This is a genomic window from Enterobacter sp. NFIX59 (assembly GCF_900113755.1).
Classification (GTDB): Bacteria; Pseudomonadota; Gammaproteobacteria; order Enterobacterales; family Enterobacteriaceae; genus Enterobacter; species Enterobacter pseudoroggenkampii.
Genome location: NZ_FOQN01000004.1, coordinates 346,702 through 369,495, shown reverse-complemented (window position 1 = coordinate 369,495; position 22,794 = coordinate 346,702). Strand labels below are relative to the sequence as shown.

General features: G+C 51.9%; 23 protein-coding genes. 9 read left to right on the top strand and 14 right to left on the bottom strand.

The features are described from left to right. Nucleotides 1-100 precede the first annotated feature (100 nt). From prc to BM007_RS16210, 3 genes are all read right to left on the bottom strand, one after another. Nucleotides 101-2,149 (bottom strand): carboxy terminal-processing peptidase, encoded by a 2,049-nt coding sequence (prc, locus tag BM007_RS16220; protein WP_024909720.1) that lies wholly within the window; start codon nucleotides 2,147-2,149, stop codon nucleotides 101-103. Between the two features lie 19 nt (nucleotides 2,150-2,168). Further along, nucleotides 2,169-2,855 (bottom strand): RNA chaperone ProQ, encoded by a 687-nt coding sequence (proQ, locus tag BM007_RS16215; protein WP_024909719.1) that lies wholly within the window; start codon nucleotides 2,853-2,855, stop codon nucleotides 2,169-2,171. Nucleotides 2,856-2,951: 96 nt separating this feature from the next. Then, nucleotides 2,952-3,449 carry a GAF domain-containing protein gene (locus BM007_RS16210; protein WP_032647756.1) on the bottom strand — a complete coding sequence of 166 codons (498 nt, stop codon included), beginning with the start codon at nucleotides 3,447-3,449 and terminating at the stop codon, nucleotides 2,952-2,954. Nucleotides 3,450-3,581: 132 nt separating this feature from the next. Between BM007_RS16210 and yebS the strand changes: the two genes are divergently transcribed. From yebS to BM007_RS16190, 4 genes are all read left to right on the top strand, one after another. Continuing rightward, nucleotides 3,582-4,865, top strand: coding sequence for a membrane integrity lipid transport subunit YebS (gene yebS / locus BM007_RS16205; protein ID WP_032647758.1), 1,284 nt, complete (start codon nucleotides 3,582-3,584; stop codon nucleotides 4,863-4,865). Beyond that, nucleotides 4,834-7,467 carry a PqiB family protein gene (locus BM007_RS16200; protein WP_153257554.1) on the top strand — a complete coding sequence of 878 codons (2,634 nt, stop codon included), beginning with the start codon at nucleotides 4,834-4,836 and terminating at the stop codon, nucleotides 7,465-7,467. Before yebS ends, BM007_RS16200 begins: the two co-directional genes overlap by 32 nt. A 71-nt stretch (nucleotides 7,468-7,538) precedes the next feature. Beyond that, nucleotides 7,539-8,987 carry a 16S rRNA (cytosine(1407)-C(5))-methyltransferase RsmF gene (rsmF, locus tag BM007_RS16195; RefSeq protein ID WP_217642346.1) on the top strand — a complete coding sequence of 483 codons (1,449 nt, stop codon included), beginning with the start codon at nucleotides 7,539-7,541 and terminating at the stop codon, nucleotides 8,985-8,987. A 106-nt stretch (nucleotides 8,988-9,093) separates the two neighbouring features. Further along, nucleotides 9,094-9,333, top strand: coding sequence for a YebV family protein (locus BM007_RS16190; protein WP_008500472.1), 240 nt, complete (start codon nucleotides 9,094-9,096; stop codon nucleotides 9,331-9,333). A gap of 34 nt (nucleotides 9,334-9,367) precedes the next feature. Here the strand turns inward: BM007_RS16190 and pphA are convergent, their stop codons facing one another. Beyond that, nucleotides 9,368-10,012 carry a protein-serine/threonine phosphatase gene (gene pphA / locus BM007_RS16185; RefSeq protein WP_090419789.1) on the bottom strand — a complete coding sequence of 215 codons (645 nt, stop codon included), beginning with the start codon at nucleotides 10,010-10,012 and terminating at the stop codon, nucleotides 9,368-9,370. A gap of 176 nt (nucleotides 10,013-10,188) precedes the next feature. On the opposite strand from pphA, the gene BM007_RS16180 reads away from it, so the two are divergent. Further along, nucleotides 10,189-11,130, top strand: a complete 942-nt coding sequence (locus tag BM007_RS16180; protein WP_090419786.1) for a VirK/YbjX family protein — start codon at nucleotides 10,189-10,191, stop codon at nucleotides 11,128-11,130. Between the two features lie 542 nt (nucleotides 11,131-11,672). On the opposite strand, the gene BM007_RS16175 is transcribed toward BM007_RS16180, so the two are convergent. The 3 genes from BM007_RS16175 to BM007_RS16165 all read right to left on the bottom strand — a co-directional run bounded on the left by BM007_RS16175 (nucleotide 11,673) and on the right by BM007_RS16165 (nucleotide 13,340). Beyond that, nucleotides 11,673-11,984: a hypothetical protein gene (locus tag BM007_RS16175; RefSeq protein ID WP_090419783.1), complete on the bottom strand. Its 312-nt coding sequence runs from the start codon at nucleotides 11,982-11,984 to the stop codon at nucleotides 11,673-11,675. A 438-nt stretch (nucleotides 11,985-12,422) separates the two neighbouring features. Next, nucleotides 12,423-12,674, bottom strand: a complete 252-nt coding sequence (locus BM007_RS16170; RefSeq protein WP_024909711.1) for a hypothetical protein — start codon at nucleotides 12,672-12,674, stop codon at nucleotides 12,423-12,425. A 246-nt stretch (nucleotides 12,675-12,920) separates the two neighbouring features. Further along, on the bottom strand, nucleotides 12,921-13,340 hold the full coding sequence (locus tag BM007_RS16165; RefSeq protein ID WP_090419781.1) for an Exc2 family lipoprotein: 420 nt from the start codon (nucleotides 13,338-13,340) through the stop codon (nucleotides 12,921-12,923). A gap of 187 nt (nucleotides 13,341-13,527) precedes the next feature. On the opposite strand from BM007_RS16165, the gene BM007_RS23535 reads away from it, so the two are divergent. Then, nucleotides 13,528-14,640 carry a colicin-like pore-forming protein gene (locus tag BM007_RS23535; protein WP_090419778.1) on the top strand — a complete coding sequence of 371 codons (1,113 nt, stop codon included), beginning with the start codon at nucleotides 13,528-13,530 and terminating at the stop codon, nucleotides 14,638-14,640. Nucleotides 14,641-14,677: 37 nt separating this feature from the next. Here BM007_RS23535 and cui read toward each other — a convergent pair whose 3' ends face one another. From cui to yobA, 5 genes are all read right to left on the bottom strand, one after another. Next, entirely contained in the window at nucleotides 14,678-15,226 is a 549-nt protein-coding gene (gene cui / locus BM007_RS16155) for a colicin immunity protein Cui (protein WP_090419776.1), read from the bottom strand. A gap of 348 nt (nucleotides 15,227-15,574) precedes the next feature. Next, the gene (locus BM007_RS23530; RefSeq protein WP_302847466.1) at nucleotides 15,575-15,700 is read right to left on the bottom strand and encodes a hypothetical protein; all 126 of its coding nucleotides are present in this window, start codon (nucleotides 15,698-15,700) and stop codon (nucleotides 15,575-15,577) included. Between the two features lie 812 nt (nucleotides 15,701-16,512). Then, nucleotides 16,513-16,851, bottom strand: a complete 339-nt coding sequence (locus tag BM007_RS16140) for a YebY family protein (RefSeq protein ID WP_024909705.1) — start codon at nucleotides 16,849-16,851, stop codon at nucleotides 16,513-16,515. 16 nt (nucleotides 16,852-16,867) lie between these two features. After that, nucleotides 16,868-17,737: a copper homeostasis membrane protein CopD gene (gene copD, locus BM007_RS16135; protein WP_090419771.1), complete on the bottom strand. Its 870-nt coding sequence runs from the start codon at nucleotides 17,735-17,737 to the stop codon at nucleotides 16,868-16,870. A gap of 1 nt (nucleotide 17,738) precedes the next feature. Next, on the bottom strand, nucleotides 17,739-18,110 hold the full coding sequence (yobA, locus tag BM007_RS16130) for a CopC domain-containing protein YobA (protein WP_024909703.1): 372 nt from the start codon (nucleotides 18,108-18,110) through the stop codon (nucleotides 17,739-17,741). Between the two features lie 137 nt (nucleotides 18,111-18,247). On the opposite strand from yobA, the gene BM007_RS16125 reads away from it, so the two are divergent. The 3 genes from BM007_RS16125 to exoX all read left to right on the top strand — a co-directional run bounded on the left by BM007_RS16125 (nucleotide 18,248) and on the right by exoX (nucleotide 19,926). Next, entirely contained in the window at nucleotides 18,248-18,478 is a 231-nt protein-coding gene (locus BM007_RS16125) for a DNA polymerase III subunit theta (protein WP_008500465.1), read from the top strand. A gap of 110 nt (nucleotides 18,479-18,588) precedes the next feature. Continuing rightward, complete coding sequence (locus BM007_RS16120; RefSeq protein WP_045908215.1) at nucleotides 18,589-19,239, top strand: carbon-nitrogen hydrolase family protein; 651 nt, start codon at nucleotides 18,589-18,591, stop codon at nucleotides 19,237-19,239. A 24-nt stretch (nucleotides 19,240-19,263) separates the two neighbouring features. After that, a complete protein-coding gene (exoX, locus tag BM007_RS16115; RefSeq protein WP_010432611.1) occupies nucleotides 19,264-19,926 on the top strand; it encodes an exodeoxyribonuclease X in 663 nt (220 codons plus the stop codon). On the opposite strand, the gene ptrB is transcribed toward exoX, so the two are convergent. Continuing rightward, nucleotides 19,923-21,983, bottom strand: a complete 2,061-nt coding sequence (gene ptrB / locus BM007_RS16110) for an oligopeptidase B (RefSeq protein WP_032647775.1) — start codon at nucleotides 21,981-21,983, stop codon at nucleotides 19,923-19,925. The genes exoX and ptrB overlap by 4 nt on opposite strands. Before the next feature lie 85 nt (nucleotides 21,984-22,068). Continuing rightward, the gene (locus tag BM007_RS16105) at nucleotides 22,069-22,716 is read right to left on the bottom strand and encodes a tellurite resistance TerB family protein (RefSeq protein ID WP_090419768.1); all 648 of its coding nucleotides are present in this window, start codon (nucleotides 22,714-22,716) and stop codon (nucleotides 22,069-22,071) included. Nucleotides 22,717-22,794: the final 78 nt, after the last annotated feature.

The following is a 22,794-nucleotide window of genomic DNA, read 5'->3' as shown; positions in this document are numbered from 1 at the left end:
AGTCACCAGAAAGACACAACTTTACACAATTGAAAATCTGGCTGACGGAAGGATGAAGAACAAAAAGAAACAGGCACAATTTCTTGTGCCTGTTGGGAGATTATTTTGCCGGAGCGGGCTGTACGGCAGGTTTCTCTTTTTCCTGATTCGCCAGGTCGAGAGCGATATGTACCGTCTCATCCAGATACGGATCCGGCTCCTGGTAATCTTTTGGCAGATCGTCCAGTTTTTTGAGCAGAGGCTTGCCTTCACGCTTGAAGCGATCGTTGATACGCGCCAGGCGGGTTGCATCGTCTTCGTTGTTCTCTTTCTCACGCTGTGCGTAGTTCAGAGAAACGATATTCCGCTTATCTTTCAGGGCATTGAAGCGTGCGATGTCCTTCATGATGTACTGGAATTCCGGATCTTTCGCGATGCGGTCGTTATGCGCTTTCAGCAGTTCAGGGCCAAATTGCGTCATATCACCCGCTTTCACGTAGGTCGCGGCATTGATGCTGTCCCACGGTAACGCGTTATCTTCAAACTTCTCGCCGGTTTCCGTCTCTTCCGTGCCTGTCGGCATCATAATGTCCGGCGTTACGCCCTTACGCTGCGTACTGCCGCCATTCACGCGGTAGAATTTCTGAATGGTGTACTGAACCGAGCCCAGTGCAGGCCATTCCGGACGCAGCATTTGATCGTAGATACGATTAAGAGAACGATACTGCTGAACGGTGCCTTTCCCGAAGGTTGGCTCACCGACGATCAGCGCACGGCCATAATCCTGCATGGCAGCGGCAAAGATCTCAGACGCGGAAGCACTGAAGCGGTCAACCAGGACCACCAGCGGGCCTTTGTAGTAGACCACACCGTCGTTGTCGGCATCTTCACGCACTTTACCGTTGTTATCGCGCACCTGCACCACGGGACCCGATGGAATGAACAGACCAGAGAGTGAAACCGCTTCCGTCAGCGCTCCGCCGCCGTTACTGCGCAGGTCGATGATAATGCTGCTGACGTTCTGCTTTTCAAGCTTCTGCAGCTGAACTTTCACATCGTCAGTCAGCCCTACGTAGAAGCCAGGAATATCTAGGACACCCACCTTCTCTTTACCCACGGTTTTCACCGACATTTTCACCGCGCGGTCTTCCAGACGGATACGCTCGCGGGTCAGGGTAACGATACGGGTTTTGGTGCCTTTTCCGGCTGGCAGGACTTCCAGACGAACCTTGCTGCCTTTCGGACCTTTGATCAGCGCAACCACGTCATCAAGACGCCAGCCGATCACGTCGACCATGTTCTGTCCGGTTTGTCCTACACCCACAATACGATCGCCTACGCTAATCGCTTTGCTTTTGGATGCCGGGCCACCCGCAACCATCGAATTGATCACCGTGTAATCATCGTCCATCTGCAGCACCGCGCCGATACCTTCAAGAGACAGGCTCATCTCGGTATTGAACTGTTCGGTGTTGCGTGGAGAGAGATAGTTGGTGTGCGGATCGATTTCGTGAGCAAAGGCCGTCATGGCCAGCGAGAAGACATCCTCACTGTTGGTCTGCGCCAGACGACGAATGGCGAATTTGTAACGACGCGTCAGCGTGTCACGGATCTCTTTTTCGTCTTTGCCGGTAAGCTTGAGGCTCAGTTCATCGTATTTAACTTTACCGTCCCACAGCGCATTCAACTCGGCTTCATCTTTCGGCCAGGGTGCTTTACTGCGATCCAGATTAAAGGTGTCGTTGCCGGTGAAGTCCATCGGACGTTCCAGCACTTTCAGCGCGTACTGATAGCGTTCGAAGCGGCGCTTTTGCGACAGGTTGTAGAGATCGTAGAACAGATCCAGCTTGCCTGAGCGCAACTCGTCACCCACCTCGGATTTGCGCTTAGCGAACTGCTCGACATCGCTGGCGAGCAAAACGTTATGGCTGTAATCCAGCAAGTTCAGATAGCGGTCAAAGATTTTGGCCGAAAAGGCCTGATCGAGATCGAACTGACGATAGTGCGAGCGGGTAAAACGTGAGGTCACGCGCTCGCTCACCGTCGCGTGCTGCGTCTCTTCCTTGAGAACCGGAATTTGATCAACACGCGTGATATCGTCCACTGCAAAAGCGTGACCTGTTATGGCAAACAGGCCCGCCAGCGCGGTGAGCTTAAAAAAAGTGTTCATGCCAGGCTTGGCCTCCGTTTCAGAACAACAAGTGTTCTGCGCGTACAATCATTGACATACCAGAAGTCAGCTGTACACGAACGCCATCTTTGGTGATTTCCAGTACGGTGGCGTCCATAGCATTGTTACCCGCTTTTACCTTCAGCGCCTGACCTACGCTCAGGGCGTTAATGTCAGAAACCGGCGTATGGCGCGGCTCTTCACGAGGGGCACGCGGGGCTTTTGCTGCTGGTTTGTCTGCACGCGGTTTGCGATCGTTATTATCGTGACGGCGCGGCGCAGGGCGTGGTTTACGCTCACGACGAGGCGCATCTTCCTGGCCGTTTGCCGCGGCGGCTTCGCGTTTTTTCGCCTGCTGTTCTGCACGTTGTGCCTGAACGCGTGCTTTGGCTTCTTCAAGCTGCTTGCGCGCGTGCTCAACGTGCTGCTCGTCCAGCTCACCACACGGGTTGCCGTCGAGATCCACACGGGTCGCGCCAGCTTTGATACCGTACAGGTAACGCCAGCTCGAAGTATAAAGACGTAAGGCGGAACGCAGCTGAGTTTTGCTGAGGTTCATTTCCCCTTCAACACGTGCCACCAGATCCTGAAAAATACCGACTTTCAGGGGACGCGCTTCACCTTCCGCGCTGAAGCACTGCGGGAAACGCTCGGCCAGAAATGCGATAACTTCTTTACTGCTATTCAACTTAGGTTGATTTTCCATGAAATTTCCTGATTACAACGGACGTTGCCAACAAGCGCAGGCATGAACAGGCGTCATTATAATGACGCTATCAGTAAATGCTACGTTATCCGTTGATTATCCTGCGACGCTCGCAAAGAATTTTTGATAATCGGTTGCCGCGAGTACGTTTTCCAGATTAGCCACCAGCTCGCGCAGCCCCTGTTCGTCCTCGGTTGTAAAGCGACTGAAGACCGTACTGTCGATATCCAGAACGCCAATAATCTGATTTTTGACCACCAGAGGCAGAACGATTTCAGAATTACTGGCGGCATCGCAGGCAATGTGCCCGTCAAATGCATGAACATCTTCCACACGCTGGACCTGATTCTCGGCCACCGCCGTGCCGCATACGCCGCGCCCTACCGGAATACGCACGCAGGCCAGTTTGCCCTGGAACGGACCGAGCACCAGCGTTTCACCTTCCAGAAGGTAAAAGCCGGCCCAGTTCACCTCAGAGAGACGTTCAAACAGCAATGCGCTAGTATTTGCCAGAGTGGCTAAGAAGCTGGTCTCACCCGCCATCAATGCCTTAAAATCGCGGTTCAGATCCGCGTAGAATTCTGTTTTGTTCATTATTCAATCACTTAGTTGTCTTACAAATTTACCGCATAGCCTATTAAAATAAGCATTAAATGCGCTCATGCTCAAGATGAATCCGTTCATGAGTTATTATAACTTTCAACAATACTTATTTGTGCGCAGCTGATGGCCTTAAAAACAACCAAAATTACGCCGACAAGAAAGATAACTGTCCATACGGTAAGCGAAGCTTTGCCACGTGCACATTATCAGCGTTGCCCCCAGTGCGATACGCTTTTTATGTTGCCGAAGATGAAATCGCACCAAAGTGCCTTCTGTCCCCGCTGCGACGCCAAAATTCGCGACGGCCGAGACTGGTCGTTAACCCGTCTCGCCGCCATGGCCGTCACCATGCTGCTGCTGATGCCCTTCGCCTGGAGCGAACCGCTGCTGAAACTCTACCTGCTTGGCGTGCGCATTGACGCCAACGTGCTGCAGGGTATCTGGCAGATGACCCGTCAGGGCGATCCCATCACCGCCGCCATGGTGCTGTTCTGCACCGTTGGCGCGCCGCTGGTGCTGGTTGCCGCCATTGCCTATCTTTGGTTTGGCAATATCCTCGGCATGAACCTTCGCCCGGTGCTGCTGATGCTGGATAAGCTCAAAGAGTGGGTGATGCTGGATATTTATCTGGTGGGCGTGGGCGTTGCGTCAATAAAGGTACAGGACTACGCCTTTTTGCAGCCCGGTATCGGGCTCTTTGCTTTCATCTGCCTGGTATTGCTAAGCATCCTGACGCTGATCCACCTGAACGTTGAGCAGCTCTGGGAACGGTTTTACCCTCAGCGCCCCGCTACACGCCCCGATGAAAATCTGCGCGTCTGTCTGGGATGCCACTATACCGGCTTACCCGACGCGCGTGGACGCTGCCCGCGGTGCCACATTCCGCTGAGACTGCGCCGCAACAATAGCCTGCAAAAATGCTGGGCCGCGCTGATCGCCTCCCTGGTGTTTCTGATCCCAGCCAATATGCTGCCGATTTCTATCATTTACGTGAATGGCGGGCGTCAGGAGGATACTATCCTCTCCGGGATTATCTCCCTTGCACACAGTAACGTCGGGGTGGCGGCGATCGTCTTTATTGCCAGTATCCTGGTTCCCTTTACCAAAGTGGTGGTGATGTTTACCCTGCTCATCAGCATTCACTTTAAATGTGAACAAGGCTTACGAACACGCATTCTGCTTCTGCGGTTCGTCACCTGGATTGGCCGCTGGTCAATGTTAGATCTGTTCGTGATTTCGCTGATGATGTCGCTCATCAATCGCGACCAGCTACTTGCTTTTACAATGGGACCCGCGGCTTTTTATTTCGGCTCTGCGGTGATATTGACTATTCTTGCTGTGGAATGGCTGGATAGCCGCTTACTTTGGGATGCACATGAGTCAGGAAACCCCCGCTTCGCCGACTGAAGCGAGAATTAAAACAAAACGCCGCATTTCGCCATTCTGGTTGCTGCCCGTCATCGCCCTGATGATTGCAGGCTGGCTTATCTGGACGAGCTATGAAGATCGCGGGAGTACGGTCACCATTGATTTCCAGACCGCCGACGGCATCGTCGCCGGGCGAACGCCCGTTCGCTTCCAGGGGGTTGAAGTAGGTACGGTTCAGGACATCTCCCTTGGAAAAGGGCTGAACAAGATTCAGGTGCGGGTCAGTATTAAATCTGATATGCAGGATGCCCTGCGCAGCGAAACGCAGTTCTGGCTGGTGACGCCTAAAGCCTCTCTGGCCGGCGTGTCCGGGCTGGATGCGCTCGTGGGCGGTAACTATATTGGCATGATGCCGGGTAAAGGCGAGCCGCAGGATCACTTTGTTGCTCTGGATACGCAGCCCAAGTACCGCCTCAATAACGGCGATTTGATGATCCATCTGCAGGCGCCGGATCTCGGTTCTCTGAACAGTGGCTCACTGGTCTATTTCCGCAAAATCCCGGTTGGCCGCGTGTACGACTACGCGATTAACCCGAATAAACAGGGCGTCACCATCGACGTGCTGATCGAGCGTCGCTTCACCAATCTGGTGAAAAAAGGCAGCCGCTTCTGGAACGTCTCCGGCGTGGATGCGGATCTCAGCCTGAGCGGTGCGAAAGTGAAGCTGGAGAGTCTGGCCGCGCTGGTGAATGGCGCTATTGCCTTTGACTCCCCGGAAAACTCAAGCCCTGCCACCGCTGATGACTCATTTGGATTGTACGCCGACCTGGCGCACAGCCAGCGCGGCGTGATCGTCAAACTTGCCCTGCCCGATGCTAAAGGGCTAAAAGCGGGCTCAACGCCGCTGATGTATCAGGGGCTGCAGGTCGGCCAGCTCACCAAAATGACGCTCAACCCGGGCGGATCGGTCACCGGCGAAATGACGGTCGATCCAAGCGTGGTCGATCTCCTGCGCGAGAAAACGCGCATCGAAATGCGCAGTCCAAAGCTCTCTCTGAACGATGCCAGCCTCAGCACGCTGTTGACCGGCAATACGTTTGAGCTCATCCCCGGTGAAGGTGAACCCAGCAATAGCTTCGTGATTGCCCCAGCGGATAAAGCCCTGCTGCAAAAACCGGGTGTGGTAACCGTCACGCTGAATGCGCCAGAAAGTTACGGTATCGAAGCCGGACAGCCGCTAATTTTACACGGCGTGCAGGTCGGTCAGGTGCTGGAGCGTAAGCTCTCCGCGGATGGCGTGACGTTCTCGGTCGCCATTGATCCGCAATACAGCGACCTGGTGCACGGTGACAGCAAATTCGTGGTGAACAGTCGCGTCGATGTGAAGGTGGGTCTGGACGGCGTGGAGTTCCTCGGCGCCAGCGCCAGCGAATGGGTGAACGGCGGCATCCGTATTTTGCCTGGCGATAAAGGCCCCGTGCGCGACAGCTATCCGCTGTATGCCAACCTCGAGAAAGCGATTGAAAACAGCCTGAGCGATCTTCCTACCACCACGCTGACGCTAAGCGCCGAAACGCTGCCGGACGTACAGGCGGGATCCGTGGTGCTGTATCGCAAGTTTGAAGTCGGGGAAGTGATCACCGTTCGCCCGCGTGCGGACGCCTTTGATATCGAACTGCACATCAAGCCGGAGTACCGCAAGCTGCTGACGCCAAACAGCGTCTTCTGGGCCGAAGGCGGCGCGAAAGTTCAGCTTAACGGTAACGGGCTGACCGTGCAGGCCTCCCCGCTCTCACGCGCGCTGCGCGGGGCGATTAGCTTCGATAATCTCAGCGGCGCGGGTGCGAATCTGCGCAAAGGTGATAAGCGTATTCTCTTCCCGTCCGAAACCGCCGCACGTGCAGTAGGCGGGCAGATTACCCTGCACGCGTTTGATGCCGGTAAGCTGGCGGAAGGCATGCCAATTCGCTATCTGGGTATTGATATCGGGCAGATCCAGAAGCTGACGCTGATTACCTCACGTAACGAGGTGCAGGCCACCGCCGTGCTTTACCCGGAATATGTGCAGACCTTCGCCCGCACGGGCTCGCGCTTCTCGGTGGTCACGCCGCAGATCTCGGCCGCGGGCGTGGAGCATCTCGACACCATTTTGCAGCCGTACATCAACGTTGAGCCCGGCCAGGGCAATGCCCGTCGCGATTTCGAGCTGCAGGAAGCCACGATCACCGACTCGCGCTACCTTGGCGGCCTGAGCATCGTGGTGGAAGTGCCGGAAGCAGGCTCGCTGAACATCGGCACACCGGTACTGTTCCGCGGCATTGAGGTGGGTACGGTCACGGGCCTGACGCTCGGTACACTCTCCGATCGCGTGATGGTGGCGTTACGCATCAGCGAACGCTACCAGCACCTGGTTCGAAATAACTCGGTATTCTGGCTGGCATCAGGCTACTCGCTGGACTTCGGCCTGACGGGTGGCGTGGTGAAAACCGGCACCTTCAACCAGTTCATTCGCGGCGGTATCGCGTTTGCCACGCCGCCGGGAACGCCGCTGGCGCCAAAAGCGCAGCCGGGTAAACACTTCCTGCTGCTCGAAAGCGAACCGAAAGAGTGGCGCGAATGGGGAACCGCCCTGCCACGTTAAACAGCAATGCTCCGGTGTCAACGCACCGGAGCCTTTATGTTACACTGCGCACCTGAACTTTTCCCTGTGGTGTGCCCGTGGCTCAAAACTCCGTATTTCTTCCTGAACAATTCCTGGCGCAGATGCGCGAGGCGCTTCCTTCTCACCTGTCGTTAGACGATTTTATCGCCGCCTGCCAGCGTCCGTTACGCCGAAGTATTCGCGTCAACACGTTGAAAATCAGCGTCGATGATTTTCTGGCACTGGTCTCGCCGTACGGCTGGCAGCTTACGCCGGTACCGTGGTGTGCTGAGGGGTTCTGGATCGAGCGCGATGACGAAGCCTCACTCCCGCTGGGCAGCACCGCTGAACATCTGAGCGGCCTGTTCTATATTCAGGAAGCCAGCTCGATGCTGCCTGTTGCCGCCCTGTTTACCGATGGCAATTCGCCTGAGCGCGTGATGGATGTTGCCGCGGCGCCCGGCTCAAAAACCACGCAAATTGCCGCCCGGATGGGTAACCGGGGGGCGATCCTTGCTAACGAGTTTTCCGCCAGCCGCGTGAAGGTGCTGCATGCCAACATCAGCCGCTGCGGTATTCATAATGTTGCACTGACGCACTTCGACGGACGCGTGTTTGGCGCCGCCCTACCGGAAGCCTTCGATGCCATTCTGCTGGACGCCCCCTGCTCCGGCGAAGGGGTGGTGCGTAAAGATCCCGATGCGTTAAAGAACTGGTCCGCGGAAAGCAACCTGGAGATCGCCGCCACGCAGCGAGAGCTGATCGAGAGCGCATTTCACGCTTTGCGCCCTGGCGGCACGCTGGTCTATTCAACGTGCACCCTAAACCGCGATGAAAACGAAGACGTCTGTCTGTGGTTGAAAGCGAACTATTCGGATGCAGTCGAGTTTCTGCCGCTTAACGATCTGTTTGCCTCGGCACAAGAGGCGGTCACCCCCGAGGGTTTCCTTCACGTGTTCCCGCAGATTTACGACTGTGAAGGGTTCTTTGTGGCGCGTCTGCGTAAAACGCAGGCGGTTGCTCCCCTGCCCGCACCAAAATTCAAGGTCGGCAACTTCCCGTTTGCCCCCCTTAAAGGTCGCGATGCAGCACAGCTTGAAGCCGCCGCCAAAAAGGTTGGGCTGGTCTGGGATGAGAGCCTGCATCTCTGGATGCGTGATAAAGAGATATGGCTGTTCCCGGCTGAGATCGAGCCGCTCATCGGAAAGGTCCGTTTTTCGCGAATCGGGATCCGCCTGGCGGAAGTGCATAACAAAGGGTATCGCTGGCAGCATGAGGCCGTTATCGCGCTTGCCGGACGCGAGAATACCTTTGCCCTGACGCATCAGGAAGCCGAAGAGTGGTACCGCGGTCGCGATGTCTATCCGGACAGCGCGCCATCAGGCGATGAAGTGATAGTGACGTATCAGGGATACCCGCTGGGGCTGGCAAAAAAGGTCGGCTCAAGGCTGAAAAACAGCTATCCGCGCGAGTTGGTTCGGGATGGTCGGCTGTTTACCGGTAACGATCGCACGGGCTGAAAAAAAGCGCATTTTTTTACTGGCGATTTTGCTCTCCTTGTCTACGATCAAAAATGGGTGAATGCACTGGTCATACCAGATTTTGACAACCGAACCGGAGAGCACTATGACGAAAACCAGCGTGCGTATTGGCGCTTTTGAGATCGACGACGCAGAGCTGCGCGGCGAAGCACAAGGCGATCGAACGTTAAGTATTCCCTGCAAATCCGACCCGGATTTGTGCATGCAGCTCGATGCATGGGATGCAGATACCAGCGTCCCGGCAATACTTGATGGCGAACACTCTGTCCTTTACCGTGAGCATTACGATAGTAAAACCGATGCCTGGGTCATGCGTCTTGCCTGACCTAAAGAGAACCCGCCCGAAGGCGGGTTATTTATTACTGCAGCTGCGCCAGCGTAAAGTAACCGTCAAATATGGCGCCCGTATCAATGTAGTGGAGATTATTAAAATCATACCTTCTGTCGAGGGGCGTATGTCCGAACCAGAAATGATCCGCGCCGCTGATGCCCTGCCCTTTGCCCACCATAAATCCCATCAACCTGTCGCGGTTCCATAAGACGCGCTGAGCGCTGACCGGTTTTTGCCATTGGTATTCCGCAGCCGGATAATCCGCATGGGCTATCACATTCAGACCATTCGCACAGGTTATCTCGATGATATGCGGTAAATCGCGACAGGCCTCAAGCAACGACAGCGCAAGCTGTTGCTGGTCGCGTTCAAGATGCGCAAACCACATTCCGCCATTCATCGTCCAGAGCGAAAAATCGTTATTATCCAGACTGTCGAGCGCCATTTGCTCGTGGTTGCCCCGCACGGCACGAAACCATTTTTCATGTATTAACTGCAGGCATTTCACGCTATCAGGGCCACGATCGATGATATCCCCGACAGAAATAAGCAAATCCTCATACGGGTTAAAATGACGGCGTTTAAGCTCATCCATAAGCCACTGATAACAGCCGTGTATATCGCTGACAACCCAGACGTGACGCCACATCCCACCTTCAATTCGCTGATACATAAGCCCTCCCATAGGAAGTATAGTTACAGTTGACTTATGTGTAGGGACGCTGCACACGAGCGCTTTTCATGAAGCTAAACAAACAGTAAACTAAGGATAAATAAATGTTTCACCAGTATTAATACTCTTTTGCATGCCCCCTAAAATATGCATTGCATAAACTTTGAGGTTTTCCCGTGTCAAATACGCGCCTGCAAAACGATGCGCCACAATCGCATCGTACCCATATCATTTCCGAACTGGTGAAAGGCAAACTCGTTCCAGGCCCTATCTGGCAAAAACGCGAGTACCGTCTTAAATTTCTGTTACGTTCATTGCTGTTCTGGTCTTCTACGCATCGCATGCTCGATGCGCTGGCTCGCCGCGACGATTTTGATCAGTTACTGGCTTCGCAGGTCACCCTGCCGAGCAAAACACATCGCCAGTATCTGATGCGTGGCATGAACGCCAATGCGCGTGCTGATGCCATCGTCAGCCATTATCAGTGGATTGACTCTCTGAAAGACGTCGGCCTGGTCAAGGCCTTAACCGGACCACAAGAGCAATCCATTGTTGAGTTTCATGCCAAAGATGGCGTGAGCTATAACGTCAACGCCATGAATGCCAGTAAAGCAGAGCGTGAGGGCGAATGTACGCTGTGGCTGCGTGATAACGAAAATACCCTGCTTGCCAGTGTGACATTTTGCGTTGCTCGCGAAAACGGAGAATATGTTCTGGTGATTGGCGGTCTTCAGGGCCCGCGACGCAGCGTATCCCGTGATGTGATCAAACAGGCAACCCGAGCCTGCCATGGTCTCTTCCCGAAACGCGTGTTGATGGAAGTGCTTTTCCAATTGGCCACACTTTCCGGCATCAAAGCCATTTATGCGGTCAGCGATGAAGGTCATATCTTCCGTGCACTGCGTTATCGTCTGAGTAAAGGTCGCCATTTCCACGCCAGCTACGATGAGTTTTGGGCCTCTATCGACGGTCAAAAACGTTCAACCTTCAGTTGGCAGTTGCCATTGCAGATGGAGCGCAAATCCCTTGAGGAGATCGCCAGTAAAAAGCGTGCCGAATACCGCCGTCGCTTTGAACTGCTTGATGAAATTGAGGCATCCGTTAAATCCCGCTTTTAAACACGGTTCTGGCTTTTACTGATTGCACACGAAAATTTAACAAAACAGGCAAAAAGGGCTGGACTTCCGCATGCTGTGTTGCGTTATGTTTTAAGCAGTCGAACAGGACGAGCGCGCTGTATGAGAAAGAACTATTGGGATTACTCGTTTACTTTCATACAGATAAAAAGAGACCGAATGCGATTCCTGTTTATACCTGCAATTTATATTTCTGCGGTATATCAAACACATACGCATCAACCAGATTAAAAAGCATACATCTGGTGATGCGTTTTCAGGCACTAAAAATCATATAGTTACTTAAAATTCCGGACAAATTCGGACGTATTTCGAATCGATTCATATCAAATTTACCAGCCGCCCCCGTTCCTGCATACTACGGGTTGCGGCTTCCTGATTGTAAATTTTCAACCTTATGATTTAACTCGTTGAGTGCCTGAAGGCATAGTGAGATAACACCTGGATATTTCATAGCGTAGCTATGTTTACTGTCATCTCGTTTTCTTGTTAGCGGTATTACAATAAAAACCGCCCGTAGGGGGCTATACTAATGAAACGGGTAATTTATCCTCTGATACGCCCTTGTCTCGTAGTGACTGTCGATACATTGCGATTCTCTCCAGCTCAACTTGAGATGGATAACTATCAGAGAGATATATTGCGAACTCGTATACAGGCGGCGGGTTGAAAGTTATCACTGAATACCCAGCATCTTCCAGCAACTCAACAACAATCCCATATGATGGCCTGATACCCGTAAACCAGTAACAGCCATGTCTCTCCATACCCTGAACCGCCTTCGCTGCATGCTCTCTAAAAATAGCCAAATAAACAGATTCAGTAAATGCTTCCATTACACAGACTCCAGTCATCACTTTACTCTAAAAGAACTACAACAAATGTGTATGTAGGAATGCTAATCTCATAGATCTATTTTATGCTGTTCCTGAAGAAGTCTTATAGATTAAAGACTATGAATTTAGAGAAACTGCTTCCAGACCAGCTTATTGAAAAGCGCTTTTACACCTTCCATTATCAAAGCTACAAAAATCATATAGCCACCTAATACGGTCAGTATGTTGGACTATGCACCACTGAACACCACCCCAATGTCACCTATCAACAGAAGCCCAATGCCGACCCAAAAAATATGAAAGCTATGAACAGTAATTGAATAAACCAAATCAGTTAACCCAATCTTCAATTGCAACTTTTCCATTCTTCTGCCTCAGCCAATGTAAGTGGATTGCTTATTATACGCAAAAATCAACTTACCCTTCACACCATTAATTTTAATGATCTGAATCACCCGCTATAGCCTCGCCATCCTGAGTTATTAATGCCTTCCTCTGAACTTTTGCGAAGTCCAGCCTACCGCAGAGCGCAATCAGGATGGTGTCACCTATTTCCGGATTTCTGGCAATATTAATTATCACGTACTCAGCTGATGTTTCGATAGTTCGGCAGTTGTCCTCATGACCGCAAAGGTTGGTAATAGTGAGTATCTCCTCAGCGAGGTCTAATGCAGGTGATTGAAAACCCATGATAGCCCCCTAACACCTAACTGTATGTTTATAGAGCTCAACTAAAAACTGAGGGTCAAGAATTTGGGTCAAAAAACCGCACAAGCGGGTAAGCGATTAATAAAAAAGCACTAAACACCATTCTCTGACTCAAGAGAAACCATACAGAATCATCTCTAACTAAAACTTTGATGTTAATGAACCACAACCAGGTGTGTTCGTGAATGTAATGCAGAAACGGGTACCGAAATCTACTGTTATTACTACTCACATCCTTCCTTCATAGCCATCAATGTAAGCTTCAGAGATAGCATCGCTCATGGCTTTACGCTGTTTAGCCGACCATGATTTATTGTCGACGTAACGAGTGCCCGCAAAAATAGTTTCACTCTGGATGGAGTTCAGAAATGCCTCGCTACGAAACTTATCTGCACGCTTGTTCGCGTCCTCTAAAGACATGCCTGATAAGCGGTCTTTTGCTCCCAGATCATGAAAAGTTTTAAAGAATGGCACCGCCATCTTAATACTGTCGGCTTTTATAACGCGTACATTCGGGTCAAAGCCGTCATCTGCAGCATATACATACTGGCGTGCATGGCGTTCTGCACTTGTTTGAGGGGTGCATGCGCTGCTCATCAAAGATGATGTTAACAACGCACACACGAATAATCCGTTAGATTTATTCATGAAGATCTCCTTTCCAGTAAACAATATTCCCATCAGTAGCTTATCAGGATTTTCCGCTCTCAGTCATACCCCAAAATCTGTCATTGACACGTTAGAAACAGCGGCGTAGGATTCGAATCACTGTATATATAACAATGTGTTTATATACAGTATTGTCTAACTTTTAACCGTCAAAGAGGAATTAACTATGAGTGGTAATGGTGGCGACAACGCACACAACAATGCGTTCAGTGGTGGCAAAAATCCTGGCATCGGTAACTCTGGTTCTGGCAGCCATTCCGGTACATCAGGAAATGGAGGGAATGGTGGCCGTACACAGAATATTAATGGATTTTCTGTGGATCCAAACAACAGTGCACAGGTGAATGCTGCTAACAGAGGTGATGCGGCTGGAGTATTTTCTGCCGGTGGTGCAATTGCTATCAGTTCCGGAGTAGACAGTCATTCAGGTAAAGGCTCCGGTGGTAATGGTGGTAACTCAGGTTCACAGTCTGGTAGTAATAACTCCCAGAATCAAAATGGAAATAGCACTACGAGTGCTCCATCTACCTGGGATAGGACGGCAAAGTATTATGGCTCCAATGATAAAGTTTCCCGAAAAGCGCTTAAGAACTTATATGAACAAGCAGTGCGGGATGGAAATATACCAAAAGCAGCCCGGGGTAATTTGCGCGAAAATGTCCAGAAGATGCTCGATGAAGATAATCAAATTGAAGCATTACAAAAAGCCAGCGAAATTATTGCTGACATGGGGGAAAAAGTTGGTAGTCACTTGGGTCAAAAATATAAAGATGTGTCAAGGGACATCGCAAGTAACGTTAAAAACTTCCAAGGTAAAACAATTCGTAACTACAATGATGCAATGACCTCTCTGAATAAGATTATTGCCAATCCAGGGATGAAAATTAATCAAGGTGATAAAACTGCGATCGTTAACGCATGGAAAAGTCTGAATGCAAGTGACATGGCAAACAAACTCGGCAATCTAAGCAAAGCATTTAAGACTGCAGATCTGGTGATCAAAGTCGAAAAAATCCGAGAGAAAAGTATTGAAGGGTATGAAACAGGAAACTGGGGTCCATTGATGCTAGAGGTAGAGTCCTGGGTTATTAGTGGCATTGCTGTCGGTGTGGCTATGGGAATCTTTGGCGCCCTGGCATCTTTTGTTGCGACAGCCGTCGGGCTTCCTATTACTGCATTAACAATTGCAGGAATTATCGGTATCAGTTATCTGGCTTCATTCATTGACGATAAAATCGTTGATAAAATCAACAATGAAATAATCAGACCAGCTCATTAATCTAAAAGGGGCAGAGATGTTATCTGCCCCTTAGCTTTCAACGGTGCTTTATTTTTAACTTTAAAGTCAAGAAAACTGCATAAGCATAGCTGATGTAATAGCAGGTGAGTATATAACACACATAAAATACGCTTACAAAAAAAACGGTAAGAAGATAATCGTTCCCTGATAAAAGCCTCATAAATCGTCCTGATTCAGTTAACTCCACGTCACACACCAATAAATAATAAACAATTGCAATATAAAACACGGTGAATAGCATAAAAGCCAAAATACCTTTCGTGAAAGAAAAAGTAGTTTTTAAATTTAACTCTCTCCGCGCAATCAAAAAAAACAAAACACCTAACAAAGGAGCGATTTTAACATAAAAACTCATAACACCACTTAATAATGGGTTACTGGCTGAAATCAGCTCAGGAACTTTACCAGATAAAGTATATAAATAATTTAGAGAATCGCTCCCTTGGTTGTTAGCATATAATAAAAAAATCAGAAGCAAAGGTATAACCCCGACAAGAAAAATATAATACATCCTTTTTGCCGCAATATTTGTCATATCCCTTGATTTAATTTGCTTCATAGACATATCACCTACCCTGTGTTTGGAACTTGTCCCTCTGAGTTTAGTCAGTGGATTGAATAATAGAATAATTATATTGCAGATCTGCTAGCCGATCCATTTTGTCGGTGTTGTTGACTTTTTTCATGCATAAAAGCAAATAATACAATTAGTGGGTTAAGTTTTCTCCACAACCTTATGCCAGTTATCTGCAAGCTCTTCGAGCCACCCTCTCCCCTCCTGGCGGAAAAGAGAATCCAACTCGCCATTTTGAACAACCGTTAGAGCACCTAATTTCTGCGGCCCCCCCAGTTCAACCCACGACTTCGGACCTTCAGTGAAGAGGACATGCCACAATTGGGGCATTTCGGTAGATCAGTCATTCCCCAGCCCCTGCAGACGCTGAAAATTAGCCAGCTTCGCTTTCGTGCGGCCGATTTCGGTCGAGATATAGCGCGATGACGGAATAATCAGATCATCTTGACGGCTGGCGAAATGCATTTTCTCTCATTTACGGTCTTAAATTACCATCCTGAGATTTACGCCTCTTATGCATTTGCTAACAAGCTCAACAGTGTAAGCAGGGCCCTTCCTCGAGTTCATATGATTGCAAAAAACAGACTCACGCATACATGGGGACAACATCTGCGTATGCCTCGGTACTTAACTCTATAGATAATGATGTTCTTCAATTACTTGCCACAAACCCTGAAATTTTTGATTTCGAAACAATTGATGATGGAGTAGTTAACATTAACGACTTTCAGACCATGGGGGTTGTAGCATTTGCGAAAGGATGTCTGTTCTCAATTCTCACAACTGGAAGTGTGAGGGTCATGAATCGCCGAGTTAAGGTAAACGCACCTTATAAGCAGTCTTGCCTTGAAAAGAGAGATCGCATGGTTGCAAAACTCTGAGATCGTCTGTGCAGAGCATTCCCAGCATTGCATGAGTTTGGTTGTTAATTTAAAAAACGGTGTGGTATAACGGGAATTGCCGGATATTGAAGTTCGGACAATTTTGGGACATTTTCGGACGGATCGCCGTAAGTGACTGAAATATAATACAGATAAAAAGAGACCGAATACGATTCCTGTATTCGGTCCAGGGAAATGGCTCTTGGGAGAGAGCCGTGCGCTAAAAGTTGGCATTAATGCAGGCTAAGTCGCCTTGCCTTTTAAGAATAGATGACGACGCCAGGTTTTCCAGTCCACAGCTAAAGCGGTCGGAAAAAAAGCGCCAGAGCATCATAAAATGTGAAAAACCGCAGTGCTTTCGCAAGCATCTGCGGTTTTTTATTGGAAACCTGAACGTTAGCAGAGCTTGTCGGCACGCTCGATAAACGGCGCCAGACTCATCTTTTGTCCCGGATGCGCTGGGTCATCGATCTGAATAATGCTGATCGGCTGGCCGCTACTCTTGCCGCTGGCTACCTGCTGCTCTGCGGTATCATTTAACGGGTATTGCACCAGCGTGCTCGGGTTAATGGCATACAGCGCATGGCCCGGACGGCAGGTCAGCATCACCTCTTCGCGATTGAACGCCCATTTGTCCTTACCGACTTCAAAACGGCTGACGGTGATAACCTGCGGTGCGGCAAGCGCGCTCCCCGTGCAGGCCAGCAATATGAGAGAAAGTACTGTCTTTTTCATATGATATTTAACCTTGTCAGAAGGGTTCCCAGGTAGCGAACAGACTGACCGTTGCCAGTACCAGCGCGCCCAGCACCACTTCTGCCTGTGTCATCCTGATAAAAATCTGTTGTGCTCGCCCGGTCTCCGGACGAAACCGTGGCACCAGAAAATACCGATTTGCCAGCGCAATTACCACCATCAACGCCACCAGCGCACATTTGAACAACAAAAACTGCACGTAGCCAGCCTGCCAGGGTACATGGACGCCCAGTATCATGAGCGCATTTATCACGCCGGTGAGCAGCACGCCCGCAACGGCGTAATGCCCCACTCGCGAGAAGCGCATCATGGTATAGATGGCGGCATTCTGCCAGCGTCCTTTCGCCAGACGCATGCAGAACAGCAGGGGCAGTAATCCGCCAAGCCAGGCTGCAGCGCAGATCAGGTGAAAAGCATAGTTAAGCCGCTGCAACGCCCCCATCGGACCGTCGTTCATCGCCGCGTGACCTACCCCAGCCAGCAGGATAAGCTGGCTCATGGCGAGCAGCAGCAGCCGCGACCCCTTCAGCGGCGCGAGCCATGCCGCACCGACCGTCATCACAGCAAGAATCATTTGCCACAGCCAGACGCCACCAAACTGTGTCGTAAATACGCCGTACCAGACCTGCGGAGCAAACACATCTCCCCAGCCGTTACCCATCAGTCCGCCCTGAAGCATAAACATCAGGAGTGCAGCCGCCAGGCTCACCAAGGCCGCCACTTTCTGCTGCAGCTGGAAACGCCGGGACATCAGCCGCTGGAGAGAAGAAGGCGCAAACCAGACGCTGTAAAGCGCGTTGCCAAAAACCAGCATCAGCGCCCCGAAATGGATAAAGCGCAACCCGATATAACACAGCGCCAGCATGCTATTTCACGCTAAAGTGATAGCTGCCTTTGGTTTTATGACCGTCTACAGAGACGACATGCCAGTCTACTTGGTACGTCCCTGACGTCAGCGTTTGTTCCAGCGGAACGGTGAGTAGCGCCTTGTTCTTTTCGTCTCGCGTAGCGGTACCCGTTTTGATGACCTGCTTTTGCGCGTCCGTCACCACCACACCGCTAAATCCCGGTTCGATGCCTTCTGAAAAATGCAGCGTAAGTGCCTGCGGAGCGCTCACCACGCTGTCCGCTGCCGGGATCTGCTGCTTAAGATGCGCATGCGCCAGCGCGGAGGAGGTCATCATTGTAGAGGTCAGAAAAACCAGTGCGCATACCGCGCGGGAAGCGGAGAAACCCATCGCAATCATTCCTTTTTGTTATGTCTGTATGCTAAAGAATAACGCTGTATAATAAACGAGTCGAGGAACATCCTGCCTCCGCTTGTCATCGTCGTGCAATCGCGGTAACGTTGCCGCCGCATAAAAAGGAGAAGGTAATGAAGATCAATCTGGCCGCCCTTCCACAGGACGAGATGGATAAAGTAAATGTCGATCTCGCTGCCGCTGGCGTCGCGTTTAAAGAGCGTTACAACATGCCCGTCGTGGCTGAAGTCGTTGAACGGGAACAGCCCGCCCATCTGCGCGACTGGTTTCGCGAAAGACTCATCGCCCACCGTCTCGCCTCGGTTAACCTCTCCCGTTTACCGTACGAACCTAAAGTTAAATAAGCTTAACGAGCCGTTACACTTCCTTACGCGGAATCTGGCAGGATAAGAAAACCCTGATAAATTTAGGTGTATTCTTAAATCTCTGCGACTCAGTGTATAAGGAAGTCACGATGTCACATTGGAATATAGCGGCAGCCCAGTATGGTGGGCAGCATCAGAGTGTCGATGACCATATCACGCACCACCTGCGCTTCATCGCCGAAGCAGCACGGCAGCGGTGCGATCTGCTGGTGTTCCCTGAACTCTCATTAACAGGCTCGGGTAACACTACGCTACCTCCCCCACCCGATGACGCGCAGCTGGAACCGCTGCTGGACGCGGCGCATTTTTACCGGATTACCGTGATTGCCGGGCTCCCCCTGGAACGGAACGGTCAGCGCCAGAAAGGCCTCGCGCTCTTCACGCCCGCCCGTCACCGCATCCTGCGCTACCCGCAAGGTAGCGGTGCCAGCCTGGTGCCGGGGGAGAAACAGCTCAGCATTATTGATGCGCATGCCGATTCACCCAATCTCGATCCCAGAGCGTCGCTGTTTACCAGCAGTCAGTCCGTAGAGGATCACCGCTGGCGGCAGTCCATCAGTACCCTGCAGCGCTTCGCGCATAAATATGCCATTGCGGTGCTGATGGCGAACGCCTGCGGCGGTAGCGCGCTGTGGGATGAAAAAGGCCAGCTGATCGTCCGCGCAGATCGAGGCGAGCTGCTGTTGACCGGCACGCTCGGCGGAGAGGGTTGGCAAGGCGATATCATTCCTTTAGGCTAGGCGTTTTAAGCTCAGGAGTGTTCAATGCTGCGCGTCATCGATACCGAAACTTGCGATCTTCAGGGCGGAATAGTGGAAGTGGCTTCTGTCGACGTGGTTGATGGTAAAATCGTCAACCCTATGAGCCATCTGGTGCGTCCCGACCGACCCATCAGCCCTCAGGCGATGGCTATCCATCGCATTACCGAATCGATGGTGGCGGATAAGCCGTGGATCGAAGAGATCATTCCGCACTACTACGGTAGCCCGTGGTACGTCGCGCATAACGCCAGTTTTGACCGCCGGGTGTTACCTGAAATGCCGGGGGAATGGATTTGTACCATGAAGCTGGCGCGTCGCCTCTGGCCGGGAATTAAATACAGCAACATGGCGCTGTACAAGTCCCGCAAGCTCAGCGTCAGAACGCCTGAGGGACTGCACCATCACCGGGCCCTGTATGACTGCTATATCACCGCCGCGTTACTGATAGATATTATGAATATCTCTGGCTGGACGCCGGATGATATGGCGACCATCACCGGCCGTCCTGCACTTCTGACCACATTTACCTTTGGGAAATATCGCGGGAAGCCGGTGTCCGAGGTGGCGGATAAAGACCCGGGCTATTTGCGCTGGCTGTATAACAACCTCGACAGAATGAGCCCGGAACTGCGCTTAACGCTGAAACATTATCTGGGCGACGCTTAACGCTCCGCACGGCCTGGCAGCGTGTCCTGCGCCAGGCCTATTAAAAAGGCATATTCCAGGGCAACTCCTTCGTAGGATTTAAATCGTCCCGATTTCCCGCCGTGACCGGAATCCATATCGGTACACAACAGCAGCAGGTTGTCATCGGTTTTCAGCTCCCGCAGTTTTGCCACCCATTTTGCCGGCTCCCAGTATTGCACCTGAGAATCATGCAGACCGGTGGTGACCAACATGTGGGGATAGGCTTTCGCTTCCACGTTATCGTACGGGCTGTACGTTTTCATATAGCGGTAGTACATCTCATCCTGCGGATTCCCCCACTCTTCAAACTCCCCTGTCGTAAGCGGGATGGATTCATCGAGCATGGTCGTCACCACATCGACAAACGGAACCTGCGCGACAATCCCCTTAAAGCGGTCGGGACGCTGGTTGATCGCCGCCCCCATCAGCATGCCGCCCGCGCTGCCGCCCATCCCAAAGCAAAGCTGCGGATCCCCGTAGCCCTGCTCAATCAGCGCATCGCAGACGTCGAGGTAGTCATTGAAGGTGTTTTTCTTTTTCAGGAATTTCCCGTCTTCATACCAGTGCTGCCCCAGCTCACCGCCACCGCGAATATGGGCGATGGCGAAGACAAAGCCGCGATCGAGCAGGCTTAACCGACTGCTGCTGAAATCGGCGTCCATGCTTGAGCCATACGAACCGTAACCGTACACCAGGATCGGGTTTTTGCCTTTCTGGAAGTGGGCTTTGTGATAGACGAGCGAGACGGGGACCTCGACGCCATCCCGGGCGGTGACCCACAGGTGCTCGCTGCGGTAGTTTTCAGACTCAAACCCTTTGACCTCGGTCTGTTTAATCACCTGACGCTGCCCGGTATCCATATCCAGCTCAAACAGGGTGTCCGGCGTGGTCATCGATGAGTAGCCGTAGCGCAGCCGCGAGGATTCAGGTTCAGGGTTGAAACCAATCCACGTCACATAGGCCGGGTCGTCGAACGCGATCCCCACCACTTCCCGCGTTTTACGGTTGATTTGCCGGATACTGGTCAGCCCTCGCTGACGCTCTTCCACCACCAGCCAGTCGGTAAACAGGGTGAACCCTTCAAGCATCACCTGATCCCGCGCGGGGATAAGCACCTCCCATTTGCGCTCATCGCGCACTTTGGTTTTATAGAGACCAAAGTTTTTGCCCTCGCGATTAGAGCGCAAATAAAAGCTGTGCTGGAAGTGATCCAGGCTGTACTCGTGATCCTTGCGGCGCGGCAGGAAACAGAGCGGCTGGGCGTCGGGCAGTTCGGCATCCAGCAGCAGAACTTCCGAGGTCGTCGCGCTGGCCAGGAAGATAATCACATAGTGGCGCGAGGAGGTTTTATGCAGGCTGACATAGAACGTTTCGTCTTTCTCTTCATAGACCAGCTCGTCGTCAGCGGAGTCCGTTCCCACGGTGTGTCGCCACACCTGATAAGGCAGCAGCGTCGAGGCGTGCTTTTTGACGTAGTAAACCGTCTCGGAATCATTCGCCCAGACAAAATCCGGGGAGACGTTTTCCAGCATTTCCGGATACCAGTTGCCGGTGTCCAGATTGCGAAAACGCAGGCCGTACTGGCGACGGGAGAGATAATCCTCCGCCAGCGCCATCACCGCGTTATCCGGCGAAATGGACATGCCGCCCAGGGTATAAAATTCGCTGTGGGCGGCGCGCTGGTTGGCATCCAGCAGAATATCCCACTCATCCCATTCGGCGCTTAATACCGACTGACGCTGGTAGATGGGATACTCATTGCCGGGCTCGTAAATATGGCGATAGCGATAGCCGTTTTTGGTCCAGGGCGCGGAGATATCGCGCTGAGGAATACGCTGCACCATCTCATTCAGCAGCTGGTCCTGAAGCGTCTGCTGGCTGGACATGACCTTGCGGCCATAGTCGTTTTCCTCGTGCAGGTAGTCGAGTACCTCTGGCCGGGAGCGCGAATCGTCCCGCAGCCAGTAATAGTTGTCTATGCGCGTATCGCCATGCGTGGTGATCGCATAAGGAGTACGTCGAGCTTTCGGTGGCATGTCATCATTCTTTTAAGTTTTACACCCTATAAGGTTGGCAAAACCCACGCATGATGCAAGCGAAACAGCGTCGCGACGGCGGAGGCTATCCCTGTAACGCCTGTTTTTGTTCGCGGATATCCCGCTCAATGCCCTCGCGCACGTCCTGAGGGATCTTTAACGCATCACCCAGGGCGTTAAGGTAGCCCCGCTCCATAAAGTGATCGATATCGATGGCGGCACAGCTGAGGAAATAGAGCTCCAGCGCCTCTTCCTCATTTTTCACACTTTGCGCAAGACGCTGCGGCTCAAGCGGCTGTTCGATGGCCTGCGCCACCAGCGCTCTGCCCTTCTCTTCAACGCCGGCTTCACGCAGCTGCTGCTCGATCGCCGATCGTTCTTTATCGTCAATATGCCCGTCACTTTTCGCGGCAAAAACCAGCGCAAGAATGAGCCGTTCGGTACGCAGATCCAGCGGCGAGGTGTGCTCGCCATAATGCGGTTCATCGCTGTGCGCGGTCCGTACCCGGTCCTTGTACTTATTCCACAGCACGGTGCCCGCGATAGCGCCGCCGCCGGCCAGCAGTGCACCTGTGCCATATTTTGCCAGCAGCTTGCGTGAGGATTTATTCGCGACCAGCAGGCCTGCCAGCCCGCCGAGCGCCCCGGGTACCAGCAGTTTGCTCAGGTCCCGTTCGCCAGAAGATGTTTTCTGCCCTAACAGGGATTGCAATTGATTTAACCAGCCAGACATGGTTTCCCTCACTTAACGGTGAACATGTTCCACAGCGTAAGCGAGCGGGCGTCAGGAAATGTCTGGTCGGGCTAAAGA